We start from the raw sequence: 22,621 nt of genomic DNA on the forward strand, positions 1-22,621 counted from the left end.
AATTGCCCTTTAAAAGCAGTCCTCAAACAACTTCCTAGTATTCTCCAGCGTCATCGGCACCGGATTGCCACCGCAGCTCGGATCCTTGATCGCTTCCGCTGCCAGCTCGTCGATCCGGTCCGGCTTGATGCCCATGGCGGTCAGGTTTTCCGGCACACCGAGTTCCTTGCGAAGCTCCAGCACATAGTCATAAAAGCCATCGAAACCGCCGGAAATGCCGAGATAGGCGGCCGCGCGGGCGATCTTGTCCTCGATGGCGGGACGGTTGAAGCGCAGCACCGCCGGCATGACGACGGCATTGGTCATGCCGTGATGGGTGTTGTAAACCGCGCCGATCGGGTGCGAGAGCGAGTGGATCGCGCCGAGACCCTTCTGGAAGGCAACCGCCCCCATCGCCGCCGCCGCCATCATGTTGGTGCGGGCTTCGATATCCGTGCCGTCCTTATAGGCGCGCGGCAGGAATTCCTTGACGAGCCGCAGCCCCTCCAGCGCCACGCCGGCGCTCATCGGATGGAAGAACGGCGACGAATAGGCTTCGAGGCAATGGGCAAAGGCATCCATGCCGGTGCCGGCCGTAATGACCTTCGGCATGCCAACCGTGAGGTCCGGATCGCAGATGACGACGCCCGGCAAGAGCTTCGGATGGAAGATGATCTTCTTCACATGGGTCTGCGAATTGGTGATGACGCTGGCGCGGCCGACTTCCGAACCGGTACCTGCCGTCGTCGGAACGGCGACGATGGGCGCGATTTTGGAAGCGTCCGCACGGGTCCACCAGTCACCGATATCCTCGAAATCCCAGACCGGGCGCGTCTGCCCGGCCATGAAGGCGATGGTCTTGCCGAGATCGAGGCCCGAGCCGCCGCCGAAGGCCACGACACCGTCGTGACCGCCATCGCGATAGACCTTAACACCGGCTTCCATGTTGATTTCGTTCGGGTTCGGATCAACCTCGGCGAAGATCGCCCGGCCAAGACCCGCCTCTTCCAGCACATCGAGCGCATGCGCGGTGATCGCCATATTGGCAAGGCCGCGATCGGTGACGAGAAGCGGCTTTTTGATGCCGAGCGTCTTGCAGGCTTCCGCCAGTTCCTTGATCCGGCCACGGCCAAGCTTGACGGCGGTGGGATAGCTCCAGTTGGCGACGATATTCATTTCGTGACTTTCTTCAGATGGTAGGATTTCGGACGGGTCAGGTTCTGGAAACCGAGGACGGAGAGCGAGCCTCCACGGCCGGTTTCCTTGACGCCGGTCCAGCAAAGCGCAGGATCGAGATAATCCGCGCGGTTCATGAACACGGTGCCGGTTTCGATCTCACGGCCAATGCGCCCAGCGCGCGTCGCATCCTGCGTCCAGAGCGAAGCGGTCAGGCCATATTTGCTGTCATTCATCAGCGCGATGGCTTCATCGTCGTTCTTGACCTTCATGATGCCAAGGGCCGGGCCGAAGGTTTCTTCGGTCATGAATTCCATGGAATGATCGACATTGACGAGGACCTGCGGCGCGACATAAGCGCTCTCGCCGTCATCGGCGGGAAACAGCTTCGGATCGACCAGCGCCCTGGCGCCCTTGGCGACGGCATCGGCAATCTGCGCGCGAACCACCTTGGCGAAGCGCTTGTTGGCCATCGGCCCGAGCGTCGTTTCCTGTTCCAGCGGATTGCCGAGCTTGTAGTTGGATACCCATGCCACAGACTTCTCGACAAAGGCGTCATAGAGGTTTTCGTTGACGTAGATGCGCTCGATACCGCAGCAGCATTGCCCGGAATTATAGGTCGCGCCATCCATCAGCGTATCGACGGCGGCGTCGAGATCGGCATCTTCCATCACATAACCGGGGTCCTTGCCGCCGAGCTCAAGCCCGAGACCCGTGAAGGTGCCGGCAGCGGCGCGCTCGATGGCCCGGCCACCTTCCACCGAACCGGTGAAATTGACGAAATTGAACAGGCCTTCGGAAATCAGCGCCGAGGTCGTGCCATGGTCGAGGAAGACATTGATGAAGACATCGTCAGGCACGCCGGCCTCGACGAAAGCTCGCACCATGCGCTCGCCCACCAGCAGCGTCTGCGCCGCATGTTTGATGACGACCGTATTGCCGGCCATCAAGGCGGGCGCGATGGTGTTGATCGCCGTCATGTAAGGATAGTTCCACGGCGCGATGACGAAGACCACACCATGCGCTTCACGCTCGATGCGGCGTTCGAAATTGCCGCTTTCCTCGATGACGAGCGGCGCCAGCGCATCGGCCGCAATCGACGCGACATAATTGGAGCGCTCGTTGAAGCCCTTGAACTCGCCGCCATAACGCACCGGACGGCCCATCATATGCGCCAGTTCCGGCACAACGTCCGCTACCATTTCGTTGAGGCGGGCCACACCCTTCAGAACCAGCTGAACACGGTCCTCAAGCGGACGCCGCGCCCAGTCCTTTTGCGCCTTGCGCGCCTTTGAAACGGCGGCCCGTGCCGCCTCCAGCGACATCGCCTCCCGCTCGGCGTAAACCGAGCCGTCGATGGGCGAGATATTCTGGATCATGGTCATGATGTTTTCCCGTAATGATTAGGCTCGTTCGAAACCGCGCGCCACTTCCCAGTCGGTCACGCGGCGGTCGTATTCTTCCTGTTCCCACCGTCCGGCGTGGACGTAATGATCGATCACATCATCGCCAAAGGCGTTGCGCAGCATTGTCGATCCATCCAGAAACGCAGTGGCGTCACGCAAGGTCTTGGGTATCTCGCGCACGTCCTTGCCGCCATAGGCATCGCCGACAAAAGCGGGCTCAAGTTCAAGTTTATTTTCGATGCCGTCAATGCCCGCCGCAAGAAGAGCCGCCATGGCGAGATAGGGATTGAGATCGGATCCGCCGACACGGCACTCGATGCGAATACCTTTCGTGCCCTCACCGCAGAGGCGATATCCCGCTGTGCGGTTGTCGAGGCTCCAGATCGCCTTGGTGGGCGCAAACGTGCCGGCCATGAAGCGTTTGTAGGAATTGATGTAGGGCGCAAGGAAATAGGTGATCTCGCTGGCATGGGCGAGAAGCCCGGCAACATAATGCCGCATCAGCTCCGACATGCCGTGCTTGGCGTCCTTGTCGAGGAAGGCCGGCGTCTTGCCATCGGCGGTCCACAGCGACTGGTGAATATGCGAGGAACTGCCGGCGGCATTATAGTTCCACTTGGCAAGGAACGTCACCGCCTTGCCCTTCGACCAGGCGATCTCCTTGGTGGCGTTCTTGATGATGGCGTGCCGATCGGCCATGGTCAGCGCATCGGCATAACGCACGTTGATTTCCGCCTGGCCGGGAGACGCCTCGCCCTTGGAATTCTCGACCGGAATGCCGGCACCCTGCAGGCCCTTGCGCAGCGCCCGCATGACATCCTCTTCCTTCGTGGTCTGGAAGATGTGGTAATCCTCATTATAACCGCTGGCGAGGTTCAGCCCCTTGTAGCCGCTGGCGCGCGCCGCATCGAAGGTCTGGTCGAACAGGAAGAACTCCAGCTCCGTCGCCATATAGGCCTTGAGCCCCATGGCCTCCAGCCGCGCAACCTGCTTTTTCAAAAGCGCCCGTGGCGAATGCGGCACTTCTTCATGGGTGTGGTGATCGAGCACGTCGCACAGCACCAGCGCCGTGCCTTCCAGCCAGGGCACGCGCCGCAGCGTCGAGAGGTCGGGTTTCAGCACATAGTCGCCATAACCCTTTTCCCAGCTCGAGGATTTGTAACCGGGAACGGTTTCCATCTCCATGTCGGTGGCAAGCACGTAATTGCAGCTATGGGTTTCCTCAAAGGCGCTTTCAACGAAGAACTCGGCCTGGAACCGTTTGCCCATCAGACGCCCCTGCATGTCGACAAGGCAGGCCAGAACCGTGTCGATGCGCCCCTCGGCGACATCCATTTTAAGCGCGTCGAATGTGTAGCTCGTCATTTTTGTCCGTTCCCTTTTATTGTGGCGAGCGGGCGGCCGGCAGACGGCCGCCCGTTTGTTTGTGCATCAGGCCTTTGCGGCCGCCGCGGCCATGGCGGCCTGTTTGTGCTCCATCGCGAATTCCTCTTCTGGCGACAGGATGAGGCGATGGCGTCCAACAAAGGCGAAATAGGCGATCGCCACGGCGAACCAAACGGCGACCCAGAGCACGCCCTTGGTGAAGTTCGGATCCTGGATCTGGTAAAGCAGCGTGACGATGGCGATGATGATCGTCAGCACCGCGCCCGGAATGCCGAAGGGCGAGCGGAACGGCCGCTCGATATGCGGCAGGTTCTTTCGAAGCAGGATGAAGGAAATCGCCTGCATGATGTAGGAGAACATCGCACCGAACACGGCCATGTTCAAAAGCACGCTACCGATGATGCTGCCGCCCTGTTCCGCACCCAGCGCGAACCAGATGACGAGCATGACCGCAAGACCGACGATCGCGCCGGTGATATTGGCCACATAGGGTGTGCGATATTTCGAGTGGGTGATCGACAGCACGGTCGGGAAATAACCCGCACGCGACAGCGAATAGATCTGCCGACCCTGGGCATAAAGGATCGTATGGAAGCTGGCGATCAGGCCGGTGAGCGCCACGAGGCCGAGCACCACCACGCCGCCATCGCCGTAGATCGCCTTGAAGCCATCCAGCAGCGGCTCCAGCGAGGAGCTGAGATGGAAGGCGCCAACGCCCGGAAGCGACGGGTTGAGCAGCACGATCATGAAGGCCGAAACCATCAGCGTGACCATGCCGAGGATGATGCCCTTCGGCATGTCGCGTTTCGGGTCAACCGATTCCTCCGCCGCCAGCGGCAGCTGCTCGATGGCGAGGAACAGCCAGACCGCGAAAGGCAGCGTGGCAAGAACGCCTGAAAAACCGAAGGGGAAGAAGGAACCGCCGCCCTCCGGCAACTCCACCGCCTTGCCGTCCGGCCCGACACCGATATTGAGCGCGAAACGCGAAAAATCGATATTCGGAATGGCGCTGATCCAGAAGAATACCAGAACGGTAAGCGAAATCAGCGTGATAACCAGCGTGACTTTGAAAGAAAGCTCAAGCCCGAAGACGTTGAGCGCCAGAAAGATCGCATAGAAGGCTATCCACACGAAGGGTGAATAGGCCGGATCGAGGCCGAGAATGGAGTTCACATAGGCCGTGATGAAGGTGACGACGACCGCCGGCGTCAGCACATATTCCACATTCTCGCAAAGCCCGGTGATGAAGCCGCCCCATGGCCCCATGGCCGTGCGGGCGAAGGAATAGGCCGCACCGGTATGCGGCAAGGCCGGGCTCATTTCCGCGATCGAGAATGTCAGCCCGAGATACATGATGGCGATGATGATGCCCGCCACCAGCATGCCGCCCCAGCCGCCGGTGGAAAAGCCGAAATTCCAGCCGGAAAAATGCCCGGAAATGACCGCGCCGACGCCGAGCGACCACAAGGACCACACGCCCGCATAACGGGATAGTCCGCGTTTTTCGAAATAGGATGCATCAGCCTTCTTGTAGCTGACGCCTGACGATGAACTGTCCATGCCCTTCTCTCCTGATAAGAAAAAAACAAGCCAGTCAGCCATTATTGGCCGATTGTGCCCCAGTTTTCAGCGTTACGCGGGTGCTTCCCGCGCTCTGCCGCACGCACTTTGCTGTTCCCTTGCCGCTTCGCGCCTTTCCGGCTTTGTTGAATGACGGCAGTCTCCTTTTGACGGCCAGCCTCGGTGCTTTCACCATCGGCCAGCCCTTGCTCCCTCACTCTTCAATCGATGAGAGCGCCTTCCCCATAAGCTCGTGGAGAAAACCGGCAATGGCCGCCTGTTCTCCTTCATTGGCGATGAGATCGTTGCGGATTTCGATCATGACGTTCAAAAGACCGTCCGGCAGCGCATGCAGCCGGAGCGTATGCGTCACGCCGTCTTCCGGGCCATAGGGCTCGTTGCGCCTGACCTTCAGCGAGGACCCTTCGGCGCCCGAAAGCATCGCATCGGCCAGGCGGCTGTCGCTATCATGCAGGATGCCGACCTCAACCTCGCGAAACCGGCCGTGATAGACCGGCGTGAAACTGTGGATGGTCACCACCACCACATTGCGGCCGGCGGCCTGCCGTTCTGCGATAATCTCGCTCACCCGATCATGGAACGGCACGTAAAGCGCTGAGGTGCGGGCGAAACGTTCCGCTTCGCCGAGATCGAAATTGCCGGGAATATCGTAAATCTCGCTCTTCACCGGCATGGCGGAAGGCGATTCCGGCGGGCGGTTGCAATCATAGACGAGCCGCGAAAACCGCTGGTGAACGAGCGTGGCATCAAGGCTCTGCGAAAGCAGCCGGGCGACGGCGAGAGCACCGGGATCCCAGGCGGCATGGCTCGAAAGCACGTCCGGTGAAAGGCCGAGTGTGCCATATTTTTGCGGGATGGTCGCGGAAGCGTGTTCACAGACGAGAAGGACGTCGCCCTTCGCCATGGCGTTTTCGACGCCAACGGCCTGCCCTTCCGCTTCTGTGAAAAACCGCGAACGCACCGTCATGCACGCACCCCGCCCGGAAAACCCGTCATCCCCTGCAATGGCGAAAAGAATTCTTCACATTGTGGCGAGTGTCAAATGGAATTTTGAAATTTTCTCTTCATTTTCCCCATTGACTCGATAGCTGGCACAGATGTTTATTTTAGCCATGCACCGGCAGAAAGACCGGAAGGGGAAAGATTTGCGCAGCACGACCGCGACCGTGTCGGATGTCATTCATGCCCACTACGATGCGCTGACCCGTTCGGAAAAACGGCTGGCGGAGAGCCTGCTCGGCAACTACCCCGTCTCCGGTCTCGGCAGCATCACCGTCATCGCCGAAAATGCCGGCGTTTCGACGCCGACGGTGGCGCGCATGGTGCAGAAGCTCGGCTACAAGGGTTATCCGGAATTCCAGGCGCATCTGCACCAGGAACTGGAAGCAACAATATCAGGCCCGGTTGCCAAACATGACCGCTGGGCGACCAATGCCCCCGGCCTGCACATTCTCAACCGCTTCGCCGACGCCATCACCGGCAATCTGCGCGATACGCTGAGCGATCTCGACACCGCCGTCTTCGATAATGCCGCGGCTCTGCTTTCGGACCGCAAGCGCAGCATCTATTTCGTCGGCGGGCGCATCACCGGCGCGATTGCCGAATATTTCTTCACCCACATGCAGGTGATCCGGCCGAAAACGACGCTGATGTCATCCAATTCCAGCGCCTGGCCGCAATATATGCTGAACATGAGCGCCGGTGACGTGCTGGTCATTTTCGACATCCGCCGTTACGAGCACGATATGACGACGCTGGCCGAAGTGGCGAAGGCCAACGGCGTGCAGATCATCCTCTTCACCGATCAATGGACATCGCCGGTGGCGCGCCATGCGCTGCACACCTTCCGGGTCCGGATCGAGGCTCCCTCGGCGTGGGATTCCTCCGTCGTCACCCTGTTCGTGGTCGAAGCCCTGATCGAAGCGGTGCAGAACGGCACCTGGGATGAAACCAAGGAGCGCATGAACGCGCTCGAAGGCCTGTTCGAGCAGACACGGCTGTTCCGCCGGCCGGAGAGAACATGAAACTATCTAGCCGGCAACTTACTTGACGCGGATGCAACACGCTGATTGGATACCTGTAGTCGCTACCAGCACGATAAAACAGGATAATAGACCAAGCTGGGGAACATATCTGGACAATCGGATAACGAGGGGAATCTCCCGCAATTGCAGGCCTAAAAGCCTGATGATGGCGGAAAACGAGTGTAAAGTGGCGGAATCCGGATAAATAAATTGCAATCCAACCGTCACATTAGCTTCATCGAGACTCCGTATCAGCGTCCGCAATATGAGAACACGAAGAGGAGAAAAAAGTGATCTCTCACTGCCGCCGACTGCTTGCTACGACCACCGCACTGGTCATCGCCTCCACCGCGATTGCCGCCGCTGAACCGAGCGCCGAACTGATCGCTGCCGCCAAGAAGGAAGGCATGCTGACCACCGTCGCGCTGCCGCACGACTGGTGTGGTTACGGCGACGTCATCGCCGCTTTCAAGGCGAAGTACCCGGAAATCACCGTCAACGAACTGAACCCGGACGCCGGCTCTGCCGATGAAGTCGAAGCCATCAAGGCGAACAAGGACAACAAGGGCCCGCAGGCTCCTGACGTCGTTGACGTCGGTCTCGCCTTCGGCCCGCAGATGAAGGCCGAAGGCCTGCTGCAGCCCTACAAGGTCTCCACCTGGGCCGAAATCCCTGACAACGTCAAGGATGCCGACGGCTACTGGTACGGCGACTATTACGGCGTCATGTCGATGTTCGTGAACAAGGACCTCGTCAAGAACACGCCGAAGGACTGGGCCGACCTGCTGAAGCCGGAATATTCCGGTCAGGTAGCGCTCGCCGGCGATCCGCGCGCCTCCAATCAGGCGATCCTCGGCGTTCTCGCCGCCGGTCTTTCCACCGGCGCAAAGTCCGGCAAGGAAGCCGGCGAAGCTGGCCTGAAGTACTTTGCCGACCTCAACAAGGCGGGCAACTTCCTGCCGGTCATCGGCAAGGCCGGCACGCTGGCACAGGGCGCAACCCCGATCATCGTCGCCTGGGACTATAACGCCCTTTCCTGGAAGAAGACGCTGAACGACAACCCGCCGACCGAAGTCGTCGTTCCTGAGAAGGGCGTTCTCGCCGGCGTTTACGTTCAGGGCATTTCCGCCTACGCGCCGCATCCGAACGCCGCGAAGCTGTGGATGGAACACCTCTACTCCGACGACGGTCAGCTCGGCTGGCTGAAGGGCTATTGCCACCCGATCCGCTTCAACGCCATGGTCAAGGCCGGCAAGGTTCCGCAGGCGCTGATCGACAGCCTGCCGCCGGCAGCAGCCTATGAAAAGGCGATCTTCCCGACACTCGAGGAAGTTGATGCCAACAAGGCTGCCGTCACCGGCGGCTGGGACAGCGTCGTCGGCGCAAACGTGAAGTAAACTGTTGAAAACGCACCCCGGCCGATCAAAAGCCGGGGTGCTTCTTTAAAAGCATTTCCAGTAAAAGTGCGCAGCGGTTTTACGTCCGGAAAATGCGCAAGACCAAAATCGAGAGCGCGTCCAACATTTCCGTTTTAACCGGATGTGCTCGAGAAAGACCTTTATAGACAGACCGTTTTGAAAACGGCGTTTGGGGACAAGGCATGTCATCAACCAACACCGGCGGACCATCCGACGCGGGCAGAAGATTGCCGCTGCACTGGATAGGCGTCGTACCTTTTACCGTCTTTGTTATGCTGTTCCTGATCCTGCCGACGATGAAGATCGTCATCGGCGCGTTTCAGCAGACGGATGGCAGCTTCACGCTGGACAACATTGCCGGGCTTTTCACCTCGTCGATCCTTGCCGCCTACTGGATATCGATCAAGATCAGCCTCGCCTCCGCGGCGCTGGGTTGCCTGATCGGGTTTGCCGTGGCCGCAGCCGTCGTGCTGGGTGGCCTGCCGCAGCGTATCCGCGGCCCGCTTCTCACCTTTTCCGGTGTCGCCTCGCAATTTGCCGGCGTGCCGCTCGCCTTCGCCTTCATCGCCACGCTCGGCCCGGTCGGCCTGCTCACCGTGTTCTTGAAAACGCAGGTCGGCATCGATCTTCGGCTTCTCGGCTTCAACATCCTCTCCTTCTGGGGCCTCACCGTCACCTATCTGTTCTTCCAGATACCGCTGATGATCCTCATCATCACGCCTGCGCTGGACGGGCTGAAGCGCGAATGGCGCGAAGCGGCGGAAATTCTAGGCGCGACCGGGTTTCAATATTGGCGCATGGTGGCCTTCCCCATCCTGCTGCCATCGCTGCTCGGCACCATGTCACTCCTGTTTGCCAATGCCTTCGGTGCAGTGGCCACCGCAATCGCGCTCACCGGCTCCTCGCTCAACATCGTCCCGATCCTGCTCTTCGCACAGATTCGCGGCGACGTTCTCGGCAATCCGCATCTCGGTTACGCGCTCGCCTTCGGCATGATCGTCGTCACCGGCATCGCCAATGCACTTTACATCTGGCTGCGCGCCCGCAGCGAAAGGTGGCTGAAATGAAGCGTTTCTTCGCCTGGGGCGCGCTGATTTTCGGCCTGCTTTATTTCGCCCTGCCGCTGATCGGCATGACCAACTTCTCACTGAAGATGCGGCGCGGCGAATATTCCTTCGACGCCTATGCAAGGGTGCTAACCGATCCGCGCTTTCAGGAAACCTTCAGCTATTCGGTGGTGATGGCGCTCTTCACCATCGTCTTCGGTGTTCTGCTCGTCGTGCCCACCGCCTATTGGGTGCGTCTGAAACTGCCGGGCCTGCGCCCCTATATCGAATTCATCACGCTCCTGCCGCTGGTCATTCCCGCCATCGTCATCGTGTTCGGTTATATCAGGCTTTACAACACCTCGAGCTGGCTGCCGCTGACCGGCACGACCTTCGGCACCAATCTGCTTCTGATGTTCGGTTATGCCACGCTTGCCCTGCCCTACATGTACCGCGCCGTCGACACCGGTCTTAGAACCATCGACGTCTCGACGCTGACGGAAGCGGCGCAGAGCCTTGGCGCGGGATGGACGACCATCCTGTCGCGCATCATCCTGCCCAACGTACTGGTCGCCGTGCTCTCGGGCGCGTTTTTGACCTTCGCCATCGTCATCGGTGAATTCACCATGGCGGCCCTTTTGAACCGCCCGGCCTTTGGCCCCTATATGCAGCTGCTTGGCGCCAACCGCGCCTATGAACCGGCAGCGCTTGCCGTGATCTCCTTCGGCATCACCTGGGGTTGCCTCGGTCTGATCCAACTCGTTTCCCGCTATCAGAAGGGCGCGCCTCCCAAGGCCTGAGGACAAGATTTTCATGAGCTTTTTGACACTTAGCAACATCAAGAAATCCTTCGGCTCCGTGCAGGTCGTGCATGATTTCAACATGGCCATTGAAAAGGGCGAATTCGTCTCCTTTCTCGGGCCATCGGGCTGCGGCAAAACCACCGTGCTGCGCATGATCGCCGGCTTCGAAATCCCGACCGGCGGGTCGATCGTCATCAACGGCAAGGACCAGACGGCGCTGCGGCCCAACCAGCGCAATATCGGCATGGTGTTCCAGGCCTATGCGCTGTTCCCGAACATGAATGTCTATGAGAACGTCGCCTTCGGTCTGAAGGTCGCCGGCAAGCCAAAAGCCGAGATCGACGCCCGCGTGAAGGAAATGCTCCAGCTCATCCATCTGGAACATCTGGCCGACCGTTATCCCTATCAGATGTCGGGCGGCCAGCAGCAGCGCGTGGCGCTCGCCCGCGCATTGGCCCCGAAGCCGGAAGTGCTCCTGCTGGACGAACCGCTCTCCGCGCTCGACGCCAAGATCCGCGTCTCGCTGCGTGAGGAAATTCGCCAGATTCAACAGAAACTCGGCATCACCACCATCTTCGTGACCCACGATCAGGAAGAGGCCCTGTCGATCTCCGACCGTATCGTCGTGATGAATGGCGGCCGTGCCGACCAGATCGGTTCGCCCTTCGATATCTACAACAAGCCGGCCACCCGTTTCGTCGCCTCCTTCGTCGGCACGCTGAACCTCATCGACGCCACCGTGGTGGATTCCTCGTCCAACACCATTCGTGTCGGCGAGCAGCAGATCACCCTGCCGAAGCCGGTCGATGCGGCCAATGGCGAAAAAATCACGCTGGCGCTTCGCCCGGAAGCAGGTTCCCTCGGCAGCGACGCGAAAGACGATGTTGCCATTTCCGGCCTCGTCACCTCCAGCCAGTTCCTCGGTTCGGTCATCCGCACGCGCCTCGATCTCGGTGGTTCGACGCTGTCTTTCGACATGTTCAACGACCCCGGCACCGCGCCGCCCGCCGTCGGTGAGCGGGTGACACTGAAATTCGCAGCCGGCGACCTGATGCTCATCAAGGACTGAAGCGCTTCTCCAGAGGTAAAACGGCTTCGCACTTTTGCTGGAATGCTCTAGAGCAGGTTCAGATTTGAACCTGCGGACCAATGATGTGAGGCCATGATGCGCGCGCTTTATTACGAACGATTCGGCGAGACCCCGATTGTCGCATCCCTGCCCGATCCGGAACCGACCGATGGCGGCGTCGTCATCGCGGTGAAAGCGACCGGCCTCTGCCGCAGCGACTGGCACGGCTGGATGGGACATGACCCGGATATTCGCCTGCCCCACGTTCCCGGCCACGAATTCGCCGGCGTCATCGCCGCAGTTGGCAAGAACGTTACCCGCTTCAGGACCGGTGATCGCGTTACCGTGCCTTTCGTCTCCGGCTGCGGCCATTGCCATGAATGCCGCTCCGGCAACCAGCAGGTCTGCGAGGCGCAGTTCCAGCCCGGCTTCACCCATTGGGGTTCCTTCGCCGAATATGTCGCCATCGACTATGCCGATCAGAACCTCGTGCACCTGCCGGAATCGATGAGTTACGCCACCGCCGCCGGTCTCGGCTGCCGTTTCGCCACCTCCTTCCGGGCCGTGACGGATCAGGGGCGCCTGAAGGGTGGCGAATGGCTGGCGGTGCACGGCTGTGGTGGTGTCGGCCTCTCCGCAATCATGATCGGCGCGGGCCTCGGTGCACAGGTCGTCGCCATCGATATCGCCGAAGACAAGCTGGAACTTGCCCGGCAGCTCGGTGCAACTGCCACCATCAACAGTCGCTCGGTTGCCGATGTTGCCGAAGCGGTGCGAGACGTCACCGGCGGCGGCGCCCATGTGTCGGTTGATGCGCTTGGCCATCCGCAGACCTGCTGCAATTCCATCAGCAACCTGCGCCGTCGCGGACGCCATGTGCAGGTGGGGCTGATGCTGGCAGACCACGCCATGCCGGCCATTCCCATGGCCCGGGTGATCGCCCATGAACTGGAGATTTACGGCAGCCACGGCATGCAGGCATGGCGTTATGAGGACATGCTGGCCATGATCGAAAGCGGCAGGCTTGCGCCCGAAAAGCTGATCGGCCGCCATATCTCCCTGACCGAGGCCGCAGCCGCCCTGCCCGCCATGGACAGTTTCAAGGAAAGCGGCATCAGCATCATCGACCGGTTCGAATAAGCGCCGGTCGCGGCCATTCCACTTCGGCTCAGCCGCTCCTGCGCCCGAAAGACCGGGCCGGGCCGGCTGTGCGGGGAGAGACCTGCACGGCCGCCGGCGCCGGGCTGCGCGCAGCATGATCCGACTGAGTCTCGCTCCGCTCGCGTTTCACCAATTGCTTCTTGCGGACGGCCAATGGATCGGAAACCACGTCCCCCGAGCCGACTTTGACAGCAGCCGGCGTCGTCAAGGTTCGCCCGAGCCAACGGAGAATCTGCAGCCCCTTATGGATGGACACAAAAGAGCCGAGCGCCAGCACGGCGACCAGGATCGCCAAACTCCAACCGCTGTTCTGCTTGTCACGGCCTGCCTGCTCCGTGCGGTGCTTGGTCGTTGGATCAAAACCGAGCGTCACCTTCAGCCTCGCAATATCCGCCTCGCTGAGCCTGGCATAGCGGTCGCCGTGATAGAGAACATAACCGCCGCCATCGCCGCTGTTCAGATAGCCAAGATCAAACGCTTTTCCTTCCCGAAGGAAAGTTGCCGTGTTTGGCAGATTATAGACGGGATCGATTGTCTCGCCGCCGCCCAGTCCGGAAATGGGAAATAGCCGAAACTTCCGCGCCTCCGCCTCGCTCGCGCATATTGCGAAAAACAAAATCGCAGCCGAAAACAGCGCAATGTAATTCATCCATCCACCAAAAATAGAAATTTGAAATGAAGTACAATTGACATTGCAAAATTAATTTCAAGTTTACATTCGATATATTCTTTTAAATACACAATATATAAAGTTATATAAGTAAGTAAAGAGATATAATTAGAGATAACATTATTTATAATATAATTATACAATAAAAAACTGAAGCGTTCATTGCGGCAAAGTCAGCAATGACAAGGGTTCATGCCATTGGCGCGGGCCACACGACGCGTTAATCTCCGGGGCACACTCACTCACCTCAGTGCACGGCCTCAACGACAGGCCGAGGCGCAACACCTCCGGACAGGATGGATAGGCAAGGACTGCGACATGCTGTTTCTCGACAGCGTAGCCATGAAGGAAAAACCGGAAAGAACAGAGGAGGAATATCCCTTTTCCGTGCCGGCCATGCGCCATCTGGAACGCCTCGAATTCAAGACGCCGATCACCTTTTTCGCCGGCAATAACGGTTCCGGCAAATCAACGCTGCTGGAAGGGCTGGCGGCGGGAATGACGGCCTATGCCATCGGCAATCATGGCGAGGTTAAAGGCGACCTCTATCTCCAGCATGCCGAAACCGTGGCGAAGGCCTTCTATTTCGCCCGCAAGAAATATCCGAAAATCCGCATGTTCCTGCGTGCGGAAGACGTGCTTGGTTATATCCGCCGGCAGAATGAGGATACGCTGGATGATTTTCGCTGGGAGCGGGAAAAGGCCCTGAAAAAAGGCGAGGATTTTCCGGAAGAAACCCCGGATACATTTCGCGGGATCGTCAGGAACAACAGCCTCGACCGGCGGTCGCATGGCGAAGGTTTTCTCGATATCATGCACCGGCGGCTGCACGGCGCCGGCCTCTATTTTCTCGACGAACCGGAAAGCCCGCTTTCGCCGCAAAAGCAGCTGGAACTGGCGGCAATCATCCGACAGGCGGCCGATAGCGGCGGGCAATTGATCATCGCCACCCACTCACCCGTGCTTTTGGCCATTCCAGAGGCGACGATTTATTATTTCGATGAGGATGGCATCACCGAACGTCTCTATGACGAGCTGGAAAACATCACCTTCCTGCGGCGCTTTCTCGACCGTCCGTCGAAATACCTCAACGATTGAGCACCGATATGGCTTGAAATCCCGCCGCGCTTGCCGCATGCCCATAAGTAATACGTAATTTAGAAAAGAAGCAGGCTTATGTCTCCCACCACCACACCGGCGGCAGCCCGTCCCCTCAACAGCCAGGATTTCAGAACGCTCGGACTTTCGGCCCTGGGCGGCGCGCTCGAATTTTACGACTTCATCATTTTCGTATTTTTCGCCAGCGTCATCGGCCATCTGTTCTTTCCGCCGGAAATGCCGGACTGGCTGGTGATGATCCAGACCTTCGGCATTTTCGCCGCCGGTTATCTGGTCCGACCGCTCGGCGGCATCGTGCTGGCCCATTATGGCGACCGGTATGGCCGCAAGCGCGTCTTCGCCTTCTCCATTCTCCTGATGGCGCTCTCCACCCTCGGCATGGCGCTGATGCCGACCTATGCCAGCATCGGCGTGGCGGCCCCCATCCTGCTCATCGTCCTGCGCATGCTGCAGGGTGCCGCCATTGGCGGCGAAGTGCCGGGCGCCTGGACCTTCGTTGCCGAACATGTGCCCTTCCGCCGCGTTGGCCTCGCCTGCGGTTTCCTCACATCCGGCCTTTCCTTCGGCATCATGCTGGGCTCGCTCATCGCCTTTGCCATCAACTCGCTCTTTTCGCCGGAAGATGTTGCCGGTTACGCCTGGCGCATTCCCTTCCTGCTCGGCGGCATTTTCGGCCTGATCGCCGTTTATCTGCGCCGCTGGCTGGAAGAGACGCCGATCTTCATGGAAATGAAGAAGTCGAAGTCGCTCACGGACAAGCTGCCGCTCGGCCTCGTGCTGAAGCACCATATGCGCGGCGTCATCATCTCCGCCCTGCTGACCTGGGTTCTGTCAGCGGCCATCGTCGTCACCACGCTGATGACGGCCACCTTCCTGCAGAAGCTCTATGGTTATACCCCGACGCAGGCACTCGCTGGCACCAGCTTCGGCACGCTGTTCCTGATCTTCGGCGTCATCATCGCCGGCGCATTGATCGACCGGATGGGCTCCGGCATCTTCTTCATGGGCGCCAGCATCTTCTTCGGCATCGCCACCTTCGCCTTCTACAGCTATGCCGGCACCTCGCTTCAGACCATGTTCGTGCTTTATGGCGTGATGGGCCTTTCGGTCGGCATGGCAGGTGCGGTGCCCTATGTCATGGTGCGGGCCTTCCCGGCATCGGTACGCTTCTCCGGCCTCTCCTTCGCCTACAACGTCTCTTATGCCGTCTTCGGCGGGCTGACGCCGATCGGCGTGACGACCGCGCTCGCCGTCAATCCCATGGCCCATGCCTGGTATCTGGTCTTCATCGCCGTGCTTGCCTTCTGCATTGGCCTTTACCTCTATCTGCGCGGCAGCGAGGTCGAGAGCCATGTCGGCATCGAGGAACTGGCGGCGCTAAGGTCGTAAGTCAAACCCTGAACACAAAAAAGCGCGGGACCCGCCCGCGCTTTGGCTTAGTGACAACCTCTACCTTACGCTCCGCGTCATCCTCGGCCTTGTGCCGAGGATCCAATCACGTCGAACAAAATCGATACGTTGCAGATGCTCGGGACAAGCCCGAGCATGACGGATGAGAGCCGTGAGAGCTTCGGGTGCATGCCGAGCGCCGGCTCTCGGCGCAATCTTGTCTAAACGGCGCCGCGTGAAACATCACGCCGCGCTGTCGATTTTCTCCTCGCCATTGGTCGGCACATAGTTCAGCACCGGCCCGAGCCAGCGCTCCACCTCTTCCACCGGCATATCCTTGCGGCGCGCATAATCGAGAACCTGGTCGCGCTCCACCTTAGCCACGCCGAAATAATAGCTCTCCGGATGGCCGATATAGAGGCCGGAGACGGAAGAGCCGGGCCACATGGCATAACTTTCCGTCAGTTCCACACCCGCCGCATTGGTGGCGTCCAGCAGGGCAAACAGTGTCTTCTTTTCGGTATGATCCGGCTGGGCCGGATAGCCGGGCGCGGGGCGGATGCCGGCATAGGCTTCGCCTATCAGATCGTCACCGCCAAGAGCCTCATCCGGCGCGTAACCCCAGAACTCCTTGCGAACCCGCTCATGCATGCGCTCGGCAAAGGCTTCGGCAAAACGGTCGGCCAGCGCCTTGACGAGGATCGACGAATAATCGTCATTGGCCCGCTCGAAACGCTCGGCAATCGCCACTTCCTCGATACCTGCCGTTACCACGAAGCCGCCGACATAATCGGCAACGCCGCTATCGACAGGCGCAACGAAGTCGGACAACGCCACGTTCGGACGGCCATCGCGCTTGGAAAGCTGCTGGCGCAGCGTGAAGAAGGTTGCCAGCTCTTCCTTGCGGCCTTCATCGGTGAACAGACGGATATCGTCACCAACGGCATTGGCCGGCCAGAAGCCGATCACCGCCCGCGGCCGGAACCACTTTTCCTCTATGATCTTCTTCAGCATGGCCTGCGCATCGGCATAAAGCTGCCGTGCCGCTTCACCCTGCTTTTCGTCCTCGAGGATGGCCGGGAAACGACCCTTCAATTCCCAGGTCTGGAAGAATGGCGTCCAGTCGATGTAACGGGAAAGCTCTTCCAGATCGTAAGTCTCGAATACCCTGGTGCCGAAGAATTTCGGCTTGACGGCGCTGTAAGCGGTCCAGTCAATCTTGTGCGCATTCTCGCGGGCACGGGAAAGCGGCAGGCGCTGCTTTTCGCGCTCGTTGCGGGCATGGGCTTCGGCCACCTTGGCATATTCGGCGCGGATGCCGTCGATGTAAGCAGGTTTCTGCTCTTCGGAAAGAAGCGCGGAAACAACGCCGACCGCGCGCGAGGCGTCGGTGACATAGATCGCCTGCCCCTGCTCATAACGCGGATGGATTTTTACAGCCGTATGCACTCGGCTTGTCGTCGCGCCGCCGATCAGAAGCGGAATGTCGAAACCTTGCCGCTCCATTTCCGCAGCAACATGCACCATTTCGTCCAGCGAGGGAGTGATGAGACCGGAAAGGCCGATCACATCCACCTTCTCCGCAATCGCCGTTTCGAGGATTTTCGTCGTCGGCACCATGACGCCGAGATCGATGATCTCGTAATTGTTGCAGGCGAGAACGACGCCGACAATGTTCTTGCCGATATCGTGCACGTCGCCCTTCACGGTCGCCATCAGCACCTTGCCGGCAGCACTACGCTCGGCCCCGCCATTCTGGCGCTTTTCTTCTTCCATGTAAGGCAGCAGCACGGCCACGGCCTGCTTCATCACGCGGGCGGATTTCACCACCTGCGGCAGGAACATCTTGCCGGAACCGAACAGGTCACCCACCACGTTCATGCCGGCCATCAGCGGCCCTTCAATGACATGCAGCGGACGCTCCGCCTTCTGGCGCGCCTCTTCCGTATCGGCCTCGATATATTCGGTGATGCCGTTGACCAGCGCATGTTCCAGCCGCTTCTCGACCGGAAGTTCACGCCAGGAGAGATCCTGCACCTTGGTATCCTTGGCGCCGGTGCCACGGAAGCGCTCCGCGACCTCCAGCAGCCGTTCGGTCGCGTCGTCGCGGCGGTTCAGCACCACATCTTCGCAGGCCTCGCGCAGTTCCGCATCGATATTATCGTAAACCGCAAGCTGACCGGCATTAACGATGCCCATATCCATGCCCACCTGAATGGCGTGGTAAAGGAACACGGCATGCATCGCCTCACGCACCGGCTCATTGCCGCGGAAGGAGAAGGACAGGTTGGAAACACCGCCGGAAATATGCGTGAGCGGCATGGTTTCGCGGATGGTTTTGGTGGCCTCGATGAAGTCCACGCCGTAATTATTGTGCTCCTCGATGCCCGTGGCCACGGCAAACACGTTGGGGTCGAAGATGATGTCTTCCGGCGACAGGCCGGCCTTTTCAGTCAGCAGCTTGTAGGCACGCGCGCAGATTTCCACCTTGCGCTGATAGGTATCCGCCTGCCCGACCTCGTCAAAGGCCATGACGACAACCGCCGCACCGTAATTGTGGACGAGCCGCGCCTGCTGGAGAAACTTCTCCTCGCCTTCCTTCAGCGAAATGGAATTGACGATCGACTTGCCCTGAACGCATTTCAGGCCGGCCTCAATGATCTCGAATTTCGACGAGTCGATCATCACAGGTACGCGGGCGATATCCGGCTCGGCGGCGATGAGGTTCAGGAACTCCACCATCGCCTTTTCGGAATCGATCAGGCCTTCATCCATGTTGATGTCGATGATCTGCGCGCCGTTTTCCACCTGATCGCGGGCAACCGCCAGCGCCGCCGTATAATCGCCGGCGGTGATGAGCTTGCGGAAGCGGGCAGAGCCGGTGACGTTGGTGCGCTCGCCGACATTAACGAAGGGAATATCCTTGGTCAGCACGAAGGGCTCAAGACCCGAAAGCGACATGAAGGGCTTGTGTTCAGGGATCGGGCGCGGCTTGTAGTCCTTGACCGCTTCGGCAATCGCCCGGATATGCTCCGGCGTCGAACCGCAGCAGCCGCCGACGATGTTAACGAGACCGTCACGCACGAAGCCCTCAACCTGACGCGCCATCATCTCAGGCGTTTCGTCATATTGGCCGAATTCGTTTGGCAGACCAGCATTCGGATAGGCACAGACGAAAGTATCGGCCACATCCGACAGTTCCTGCAGATGCGGACGCATGGCATCCGCACCCAGCGCGCAGTTGAGGCCGATGGTGAAGGGGTTGGCATGGCGCACCGAGTTCCAGAACGCAGACGGCGTCTGGCCGGAGAGCGTGCGGCCGGAAAGGTCGGTGATCGTGCCCGAAATCATCACCGGCAGGCGAATGCCCTTGGCCTCGAAACGTTCCTCGCAGGCGAAGATCGCCGCCTTGGCGTTCAGCGTATCGAAGATCGTCTCGATGAGGATGATGTCGGCGCCACCATCGATCAGGCCGTCGATCTGTTCGCCATAGGCGATACGCAGATCGTCGAAACTGACGGCGCGGAAACCGGGATTGTTGACGTCAGGTGAAATCGAGGCTGTGCGGTTGGTCGGGCCGATGGCGCCGGCCACGAAACGGCGGCGGCCATCTTCCCGCTCGGCGCGCTGGGCGGCGCGGCGGACGATCTGCGCGCCTTCGCGGTTGAGATCGTAGACGGCATTTTCCATCTCGTAATCGGCCTGCGCGATGCGCGTCGATGAAAACGTGTTGGTTTCGAGAATATCCGCGCCCGCCATGGCGTAGCGATAATGGATTTCTTCGATGGCATCCGGCTGGGTCAGGATCAGAAGGTCGTTGTTGCCCTTCTGGTGACAGGCACAGCCGATGAAACGGTCGCCGCGGAAATGATCCTCGTCAAAACCGAGACCCTGAATCTGCGTGCCCATGGCACCGTCGAGAATGAGGATGCGTTCGCTGGCGGCTTCGCGCAACGCCTTGAAAATTTCCGCGCCGTCGCGCTTTGCCCCTTCGGGGCCAAACAGATCGTCAAACACGGGCATACTCCTCATTTCGATTTGCAAGATCGCAAGCAGTCAAGTCACATAAAGATATGTTTATGTCAATATATCTTCAAGGGACAGGCATGGCTTTGCGCCATTGCACGACGTTACGAAATATCGCTGACAGATGACAGGTTTATACGGCAAGGATATAAGCCGAAGCAGCAAACCGCATGGAGGACGAGATGCCCGAAGACGATCACAACAGCCGCAACTGGAACACCCTGCCCTGGCACCGCCAGTGGCTGGTGAAACAGGCCGAGAGACTTTTCGATTTCTTCCAGCACCGCGCCCTCAACCCCGCCGGCGGTTTCTTCGATCTCGACGCCAAGGGCGCACCGCTGCAGAAAAACGATCCCGTGCGCGGCATCCACGCCTCCGCCCGCATGGTGCATTGCTTCTCCATCGGCCACCTGCTCGGCCGCCCGGGGTGCGGCGATATCGTCGATCACGGCATGACCTATCTCTGGAACAGGCACCGCGATGGCGAGCATGGCGGCTATTTCTGGCAGGTGAACGATACCGGCCCAGTGGATGCCACCAAGCAGGGCTACGGCCATGCCTTCGTGCTTCTGGCCGCCTCATCCGCCAAGACCGTCGGCCATCCTCTCGCTGACAAGATGCTGGCCGACATTACCGAGGTTCTGGAAACCCGGTTCTGGGAAGAAAAGCATGGCGCCATCGCCGAGGAATTCCATCGCGACTGGTCGCCTATCGAGAACTATCGCGGCCAGAACTCCAATATGCATTTGACCGAAGCACTGATGGCCGCTTATGAGGCGACGGGCGACAGCAATTACCTCAACAAGGCCGAACGCATCGCCGATCTCGTCATCCGCCGCCGCGCCGGCGAGCTGGATTTCCGCGTGCCGGAACATTTCGACGAGAACTGGACGCTCGACAAGGATTATCGCGGCAACGAAATGTTCCGCCCCTCTGGCTCCACCCCCGGCCACTGGCTGGAATGGGCGCGCCTCATCCTGCAATTATGGGTGCTGGGCGAGCGCCGCCACGACTGGATGCCGGTGGCCGCCAAATCGCTGTTCGTGCAATCCATGGCGCTCGGCTGGGACCGGGAAAAGGGCGGCTTCTTTTATACGCTTGACTGGAACGACAATCCCGACAAGCGGGCAAAGCTCTGGTGGCCCATGTGCGAGGCAGCGGGTGCGGCCCACTTCCTCAATGAAAACCTGCCGGCAGACCCGTTCTACGAAGACAGCTACCGCCGCATCTGGAGCACCATCGCCAACAGCTTCATCGACCACGCCAATGGCGGCTGGCACGAGGAGCTGACGGAAGACCTGGTTCCCGCCCACACGCTGTTCCCCGGCAAGGGCGATATCTACCACGCGCTTCAGGCCTGCCTCATCCCGCTTTTCCCGGCGACGGGAAGCCTGACGAAGGTGATCAAGGAGAGCGGCGGGGATTATTGAGCAGCATTGCGGGAAACGAATGCCAGCTGACGACGGCGCCGAAGACTTCTCTGCCGTCATGCTCGGGCTTGTCCCGAGCATCTGCTACCTATCCGCTGGACGCAACGTGGTTGGATCCTCGGGACACGCCCGAGGATGACGCCGCGCGGAAAGGACACCGCCGGGGTAAATCAAAGGCGTCCCGAAATCCTCAAAACCCGATGGTTTCCTCGAAATCATCCCAGGACTGGTACATTTCATACCGCCCGATGCCGGGGATCGGCACATGCCCGTAATAGGGCGAAAGCTGGAACTCGGCGGCCGCCTCGCTCTTGCCGGCCACGGCCGCCACGTAAATGGCGGAGGCAAGCCCGGTGCGGTTTGCGCCATGCTCACAATGGATGAGGATCGGTTTTTCGGCATTGCGCAGCACAGCCGCCAGCGTTTCCGAATCCTCCACCGAAACCCTTTCGCTTGAGCTCAGCGGATAATCGACAAGCCGGATGCCATTGCTTTTTGCTGCCTGATTTTCGGCGTCATACCAGGCTTCGCGCTTTTCATCGCGCAGATTGATGATCGTCTTGATGCCGTAGGTCTTGGCGTAAGTGGTGATGTCCTTGCCGCTCGGCTGGGCCGAACGATAAAGCTCGCCGGGAATGACTTCGTGAAAATTTCCGGTCAGCTGACCGATGCCCATATGCGCGCCCGCCAGAACCGGCAGGGCGACAAGGCCGATGGCGGTGATTTTCAGAAACTTCAAAACAATACGCAAAACATCAACCCGCGACATTCATCGAATGGCTGGGAGATGGCATCGCAAACCGACGAAAACAAGTCAGGCGCCGCCCGAACACCTTTCGGTGCGGCCAATGGGAACTGGCCTGCCGCCGTGAAGCCGCTGTGATGCAAGGATTTTTCGGCCACCACTCGCCGGCGCGGAAATTTTTCAAAATGCCGTG

General features: G+C 59.7%; 17 protein-coding genes. 9 read left to right on the top strand and 8 right to left on the bottom strand.

The window, feature by feature from the left end:
- Nucleotides 1-9: 9 nt before the first annotated feature.
- The 5 genes from QD336_RS08135 to QD336_RS08155 all read right to left on the bottom strand — a co-directional run bounded on the left by QD336_RS08135 (nt 10) and on the right by QD336_RS08155 (nt 6,495).
- Nucleotides 10-1,155 (bottom strand): iron-containing alcohol dehydrogenase, encoded by a 1,146-nt coding sequence (locus tag QD336_RS08135; RefSeq protein WP_499170161.1) that lies wholly within the window; start codon nt 1,153-1,155, stop codon nt 10-12.
- Entirely contained in the window at nt 1,152-2,540 is a 1,389-nt protein-coding gene (locus tag QD336_RS08140) for an aldehyde dehydrogenase family protein (RefSeq protein ID WP_499170163.1), read from the bottom strand. Before QD336_RS08140 ends, QD336_RS08135 begins: the two co-directional genes overlap by 4 nt.
- A gap of 18 nt (nt 2,541-2,558) precedes the next feature.
- The gene (locus tag QD336_RS08145; RefSeq protein WP_499170165.1) at nt 2,559-3,926 is read right to left on the bottom strand and encodes a glutamine synthetase family protein; all 1,368 of its coding nucleotides are present in this window, start codon (nt 3,924-3,926) and stop codon (nt 2,559-2,561) included.
- A gap of 66 nt (nt 3,927-3,992) precedes the next feature.
- Nucleotides 3,993-5,507: an amino acid permease gene (locus QD336_RS08150; RefSeq protein WP_269340608.1), complete on the bottom strand. Its 1,515-nt coding sequence runs from the start codon at nt 5,505-5,507 to the stop codon at nt 3,993-3,995.
- A gap of 214 nt (nt 5,508-5,721) precedes the next feature.
- A complete protein-coding gene (locus QD336_RS08155; protein WP_269340606.1) occupies nt 5,722-6,495 on the bottom strand; it encodes an N-formylglutamate amidohydrolase in 774 nt (257 codons plus the stop codon).
- A 178-nt stretch (nt 6,496-6,673) separates the two neighbouring features.
- Here QD336_RS08155 and QD336_RS08160 point away from each other — a divergent pair, with 178 nt between their 5' ends.
- From QD336_RS08160 to QD336_RS08185, 6 genes are all read left to right on the top strand, one after another.
- Entirely contained in the window at nt 6,674-7,552 is an 879-nt protein-coding gene (locus QD336_RS08160) for a MurR/RpiR family transcriptional regulator (RefSeq protein ID WP_499170166.1), read from the top strand.
- A gap of 290 nt (nt 7,553-7,842) precedes the next feature.
- Nucleotides 7,843-8,949 carry an ABC transporter substrate-binding protein gene (locus QD336_RS08165; RefSeq protein ID WP_269340603.1) on the top strand — a complete coding sequence of 369 codons (1,107 nt, stop codon included), beginning with the start codon at nt 7,843-7,845 and terminating at the stop codon, nt 8,947-8,949.
- A 203-nt stretch (nt 8,950-9,152) separates the two neighbouring features.
- Nucleotides 9,153-10,037 carry an ABC transporter permease gene (locus QD336_RS08170; protein ID WP_499170167.1) on the top strand — a complete coding sequence of 295 codons (885 nt, stop codon included), beginning with the start codon at nt 9,153-9,155 and terminating at the stop codon, nt 10,035-10,037.
- The gene (locus QD336_RS08175) at nt 10,034-10,816 is read left to right on the top strand and encodes an ABC transporter permease (RefSeq protein ID WP_269340599.1); all 783 of its coding nucleotides are present in this window, start codon (nt 10,034-10,036) and stop codon (nt 10,814-10,816) included. Before QD336_RS08170 ends, QD336_RS08175 begins: the two co-directional genes overlap by 4 nt.
- 13 nt (nt 10,817-10,829) lie before the next feature.
- Complete coding sequence (locus QD336_RS08180) at nt 10,830-11,888, top strand: ABC transporter ATP-binding protein (protein ID WP_499170169.1); 1,059 nt, start codon at nt 10,830-10,832, stop codon at nt 11,886-11,888.
- Between the two features lie 96 nt (nt 11,889-11,984).
- Entirely contained in the window at nt 11,985-13,028 is a 1,044-nt protein-coding gene (locus QD336_RS08185) for a zinc-dependent alcohol dehydrogenase family protein (RefSeq protein ID WP_269341383.1), read from the top strand.
- A gap of 28 nt (nt 13,029-13,056) precedes the next feature.
- Here the strand turns inward: QD336_RS08185 and QD336_RS08190 are convergent, their stop codons facing one another.
- Nucleotides 13,057-13,698, bottom strand: a complete 642-nt coding sequence (locus QD336_RS08190; RefSeq protein WP_499170171.1) for a hypothetical protein — start codon at nt 13,696-13,698, stop codon at nt 13,057-13,059.
- A 339-nt stretch (nt 13,699-14,037) separates the two neighbouring features.
- Between QD336_RS08190 and QD336_RS08195 the strand changes: the two genes are divergently transcribed.
- On the top strand, nt 14,038-14,817 hold the full coding sequence (locus QD336_RS08195; protein WP_499170173.1) for an AAA family ATPase: 780 nt from the start codon (nt 14,038-14,040) through the stop codon (nt 14,815-14,817).
- A gap of 78 nt (nt 14,818-14,895) precedes the next feature.
- Nucleotides 14,896-16,227 carry an MFS transporter gene (locus QD336_RS08200; RefSeq protein WP_499170174.1) on the top strand — a complete coding sequence of 444 codons (1,332 nt, stop codon included), beginning with the start codon at nt 14,896-14,898 and terminating at the stop codon, nt 16,225-16,227.
- A gap of 243 nt (nt 16,228-16,470) precedes the next feature.
- Here the strand turns inward: QD336_RS08200 and metH are convergent, their stop codons facing one another.
- On the bottom strand, nt 16,471-20,244 hold the full coding sequence (metH, locus tag QD336_RS08205; RefSeq protein ID WP_499170175.1) for a methionine synthase: 3,774 nt from the start codon (nt 20,242-20,244) through the stop codon (nt 16,471-16,473).
- A 179-nt stretch (nt 20,245-20,423) separates the two neighbouring features.
- Here metH and QD336_RS08210 point away from each other — a divergent pair, with 179 nt between their 5' ends.
- On the top strand, nt 20,424-21,683 hold the full coding sequence (locus QD336_RS08210) for an AGE family epimerase/isomerase (protein WP_499170177.1): 1,260 nt from the start codon (nt 20,424-20,426) through the stop codon (nt 21,681-21,683).
- Between the two features lie 190 nt (nt 21,684-21,873).
- Here the strand turns inward: QD336_RS08210 and QD336_RS08215 are convergent, their stop codons facing one another.
- Nucleotides 21,874-22,434, bottom strand: a complete 561-nt coding sequence (locus QD336_RS08215; protein WP_269340589.1) for a dual specificity protein phosphatase family protein — start codon at nt 22,432-22,434, stop codon at nt 21,874-21,876.
- Nucleotides 22,435-22,621: the final 187 nt, after the last annotated feature.

It is taken from the genome of Rhizobium sp. BR 250, assembly GCF_047445855.1.
Lineage (GTDB): Bacteria > Pseudomonadota > Alphaproteobacteria > Rhizobiales > Rhizobiaceae > Agrobacterium > Agrobacterium tumefaciens_I.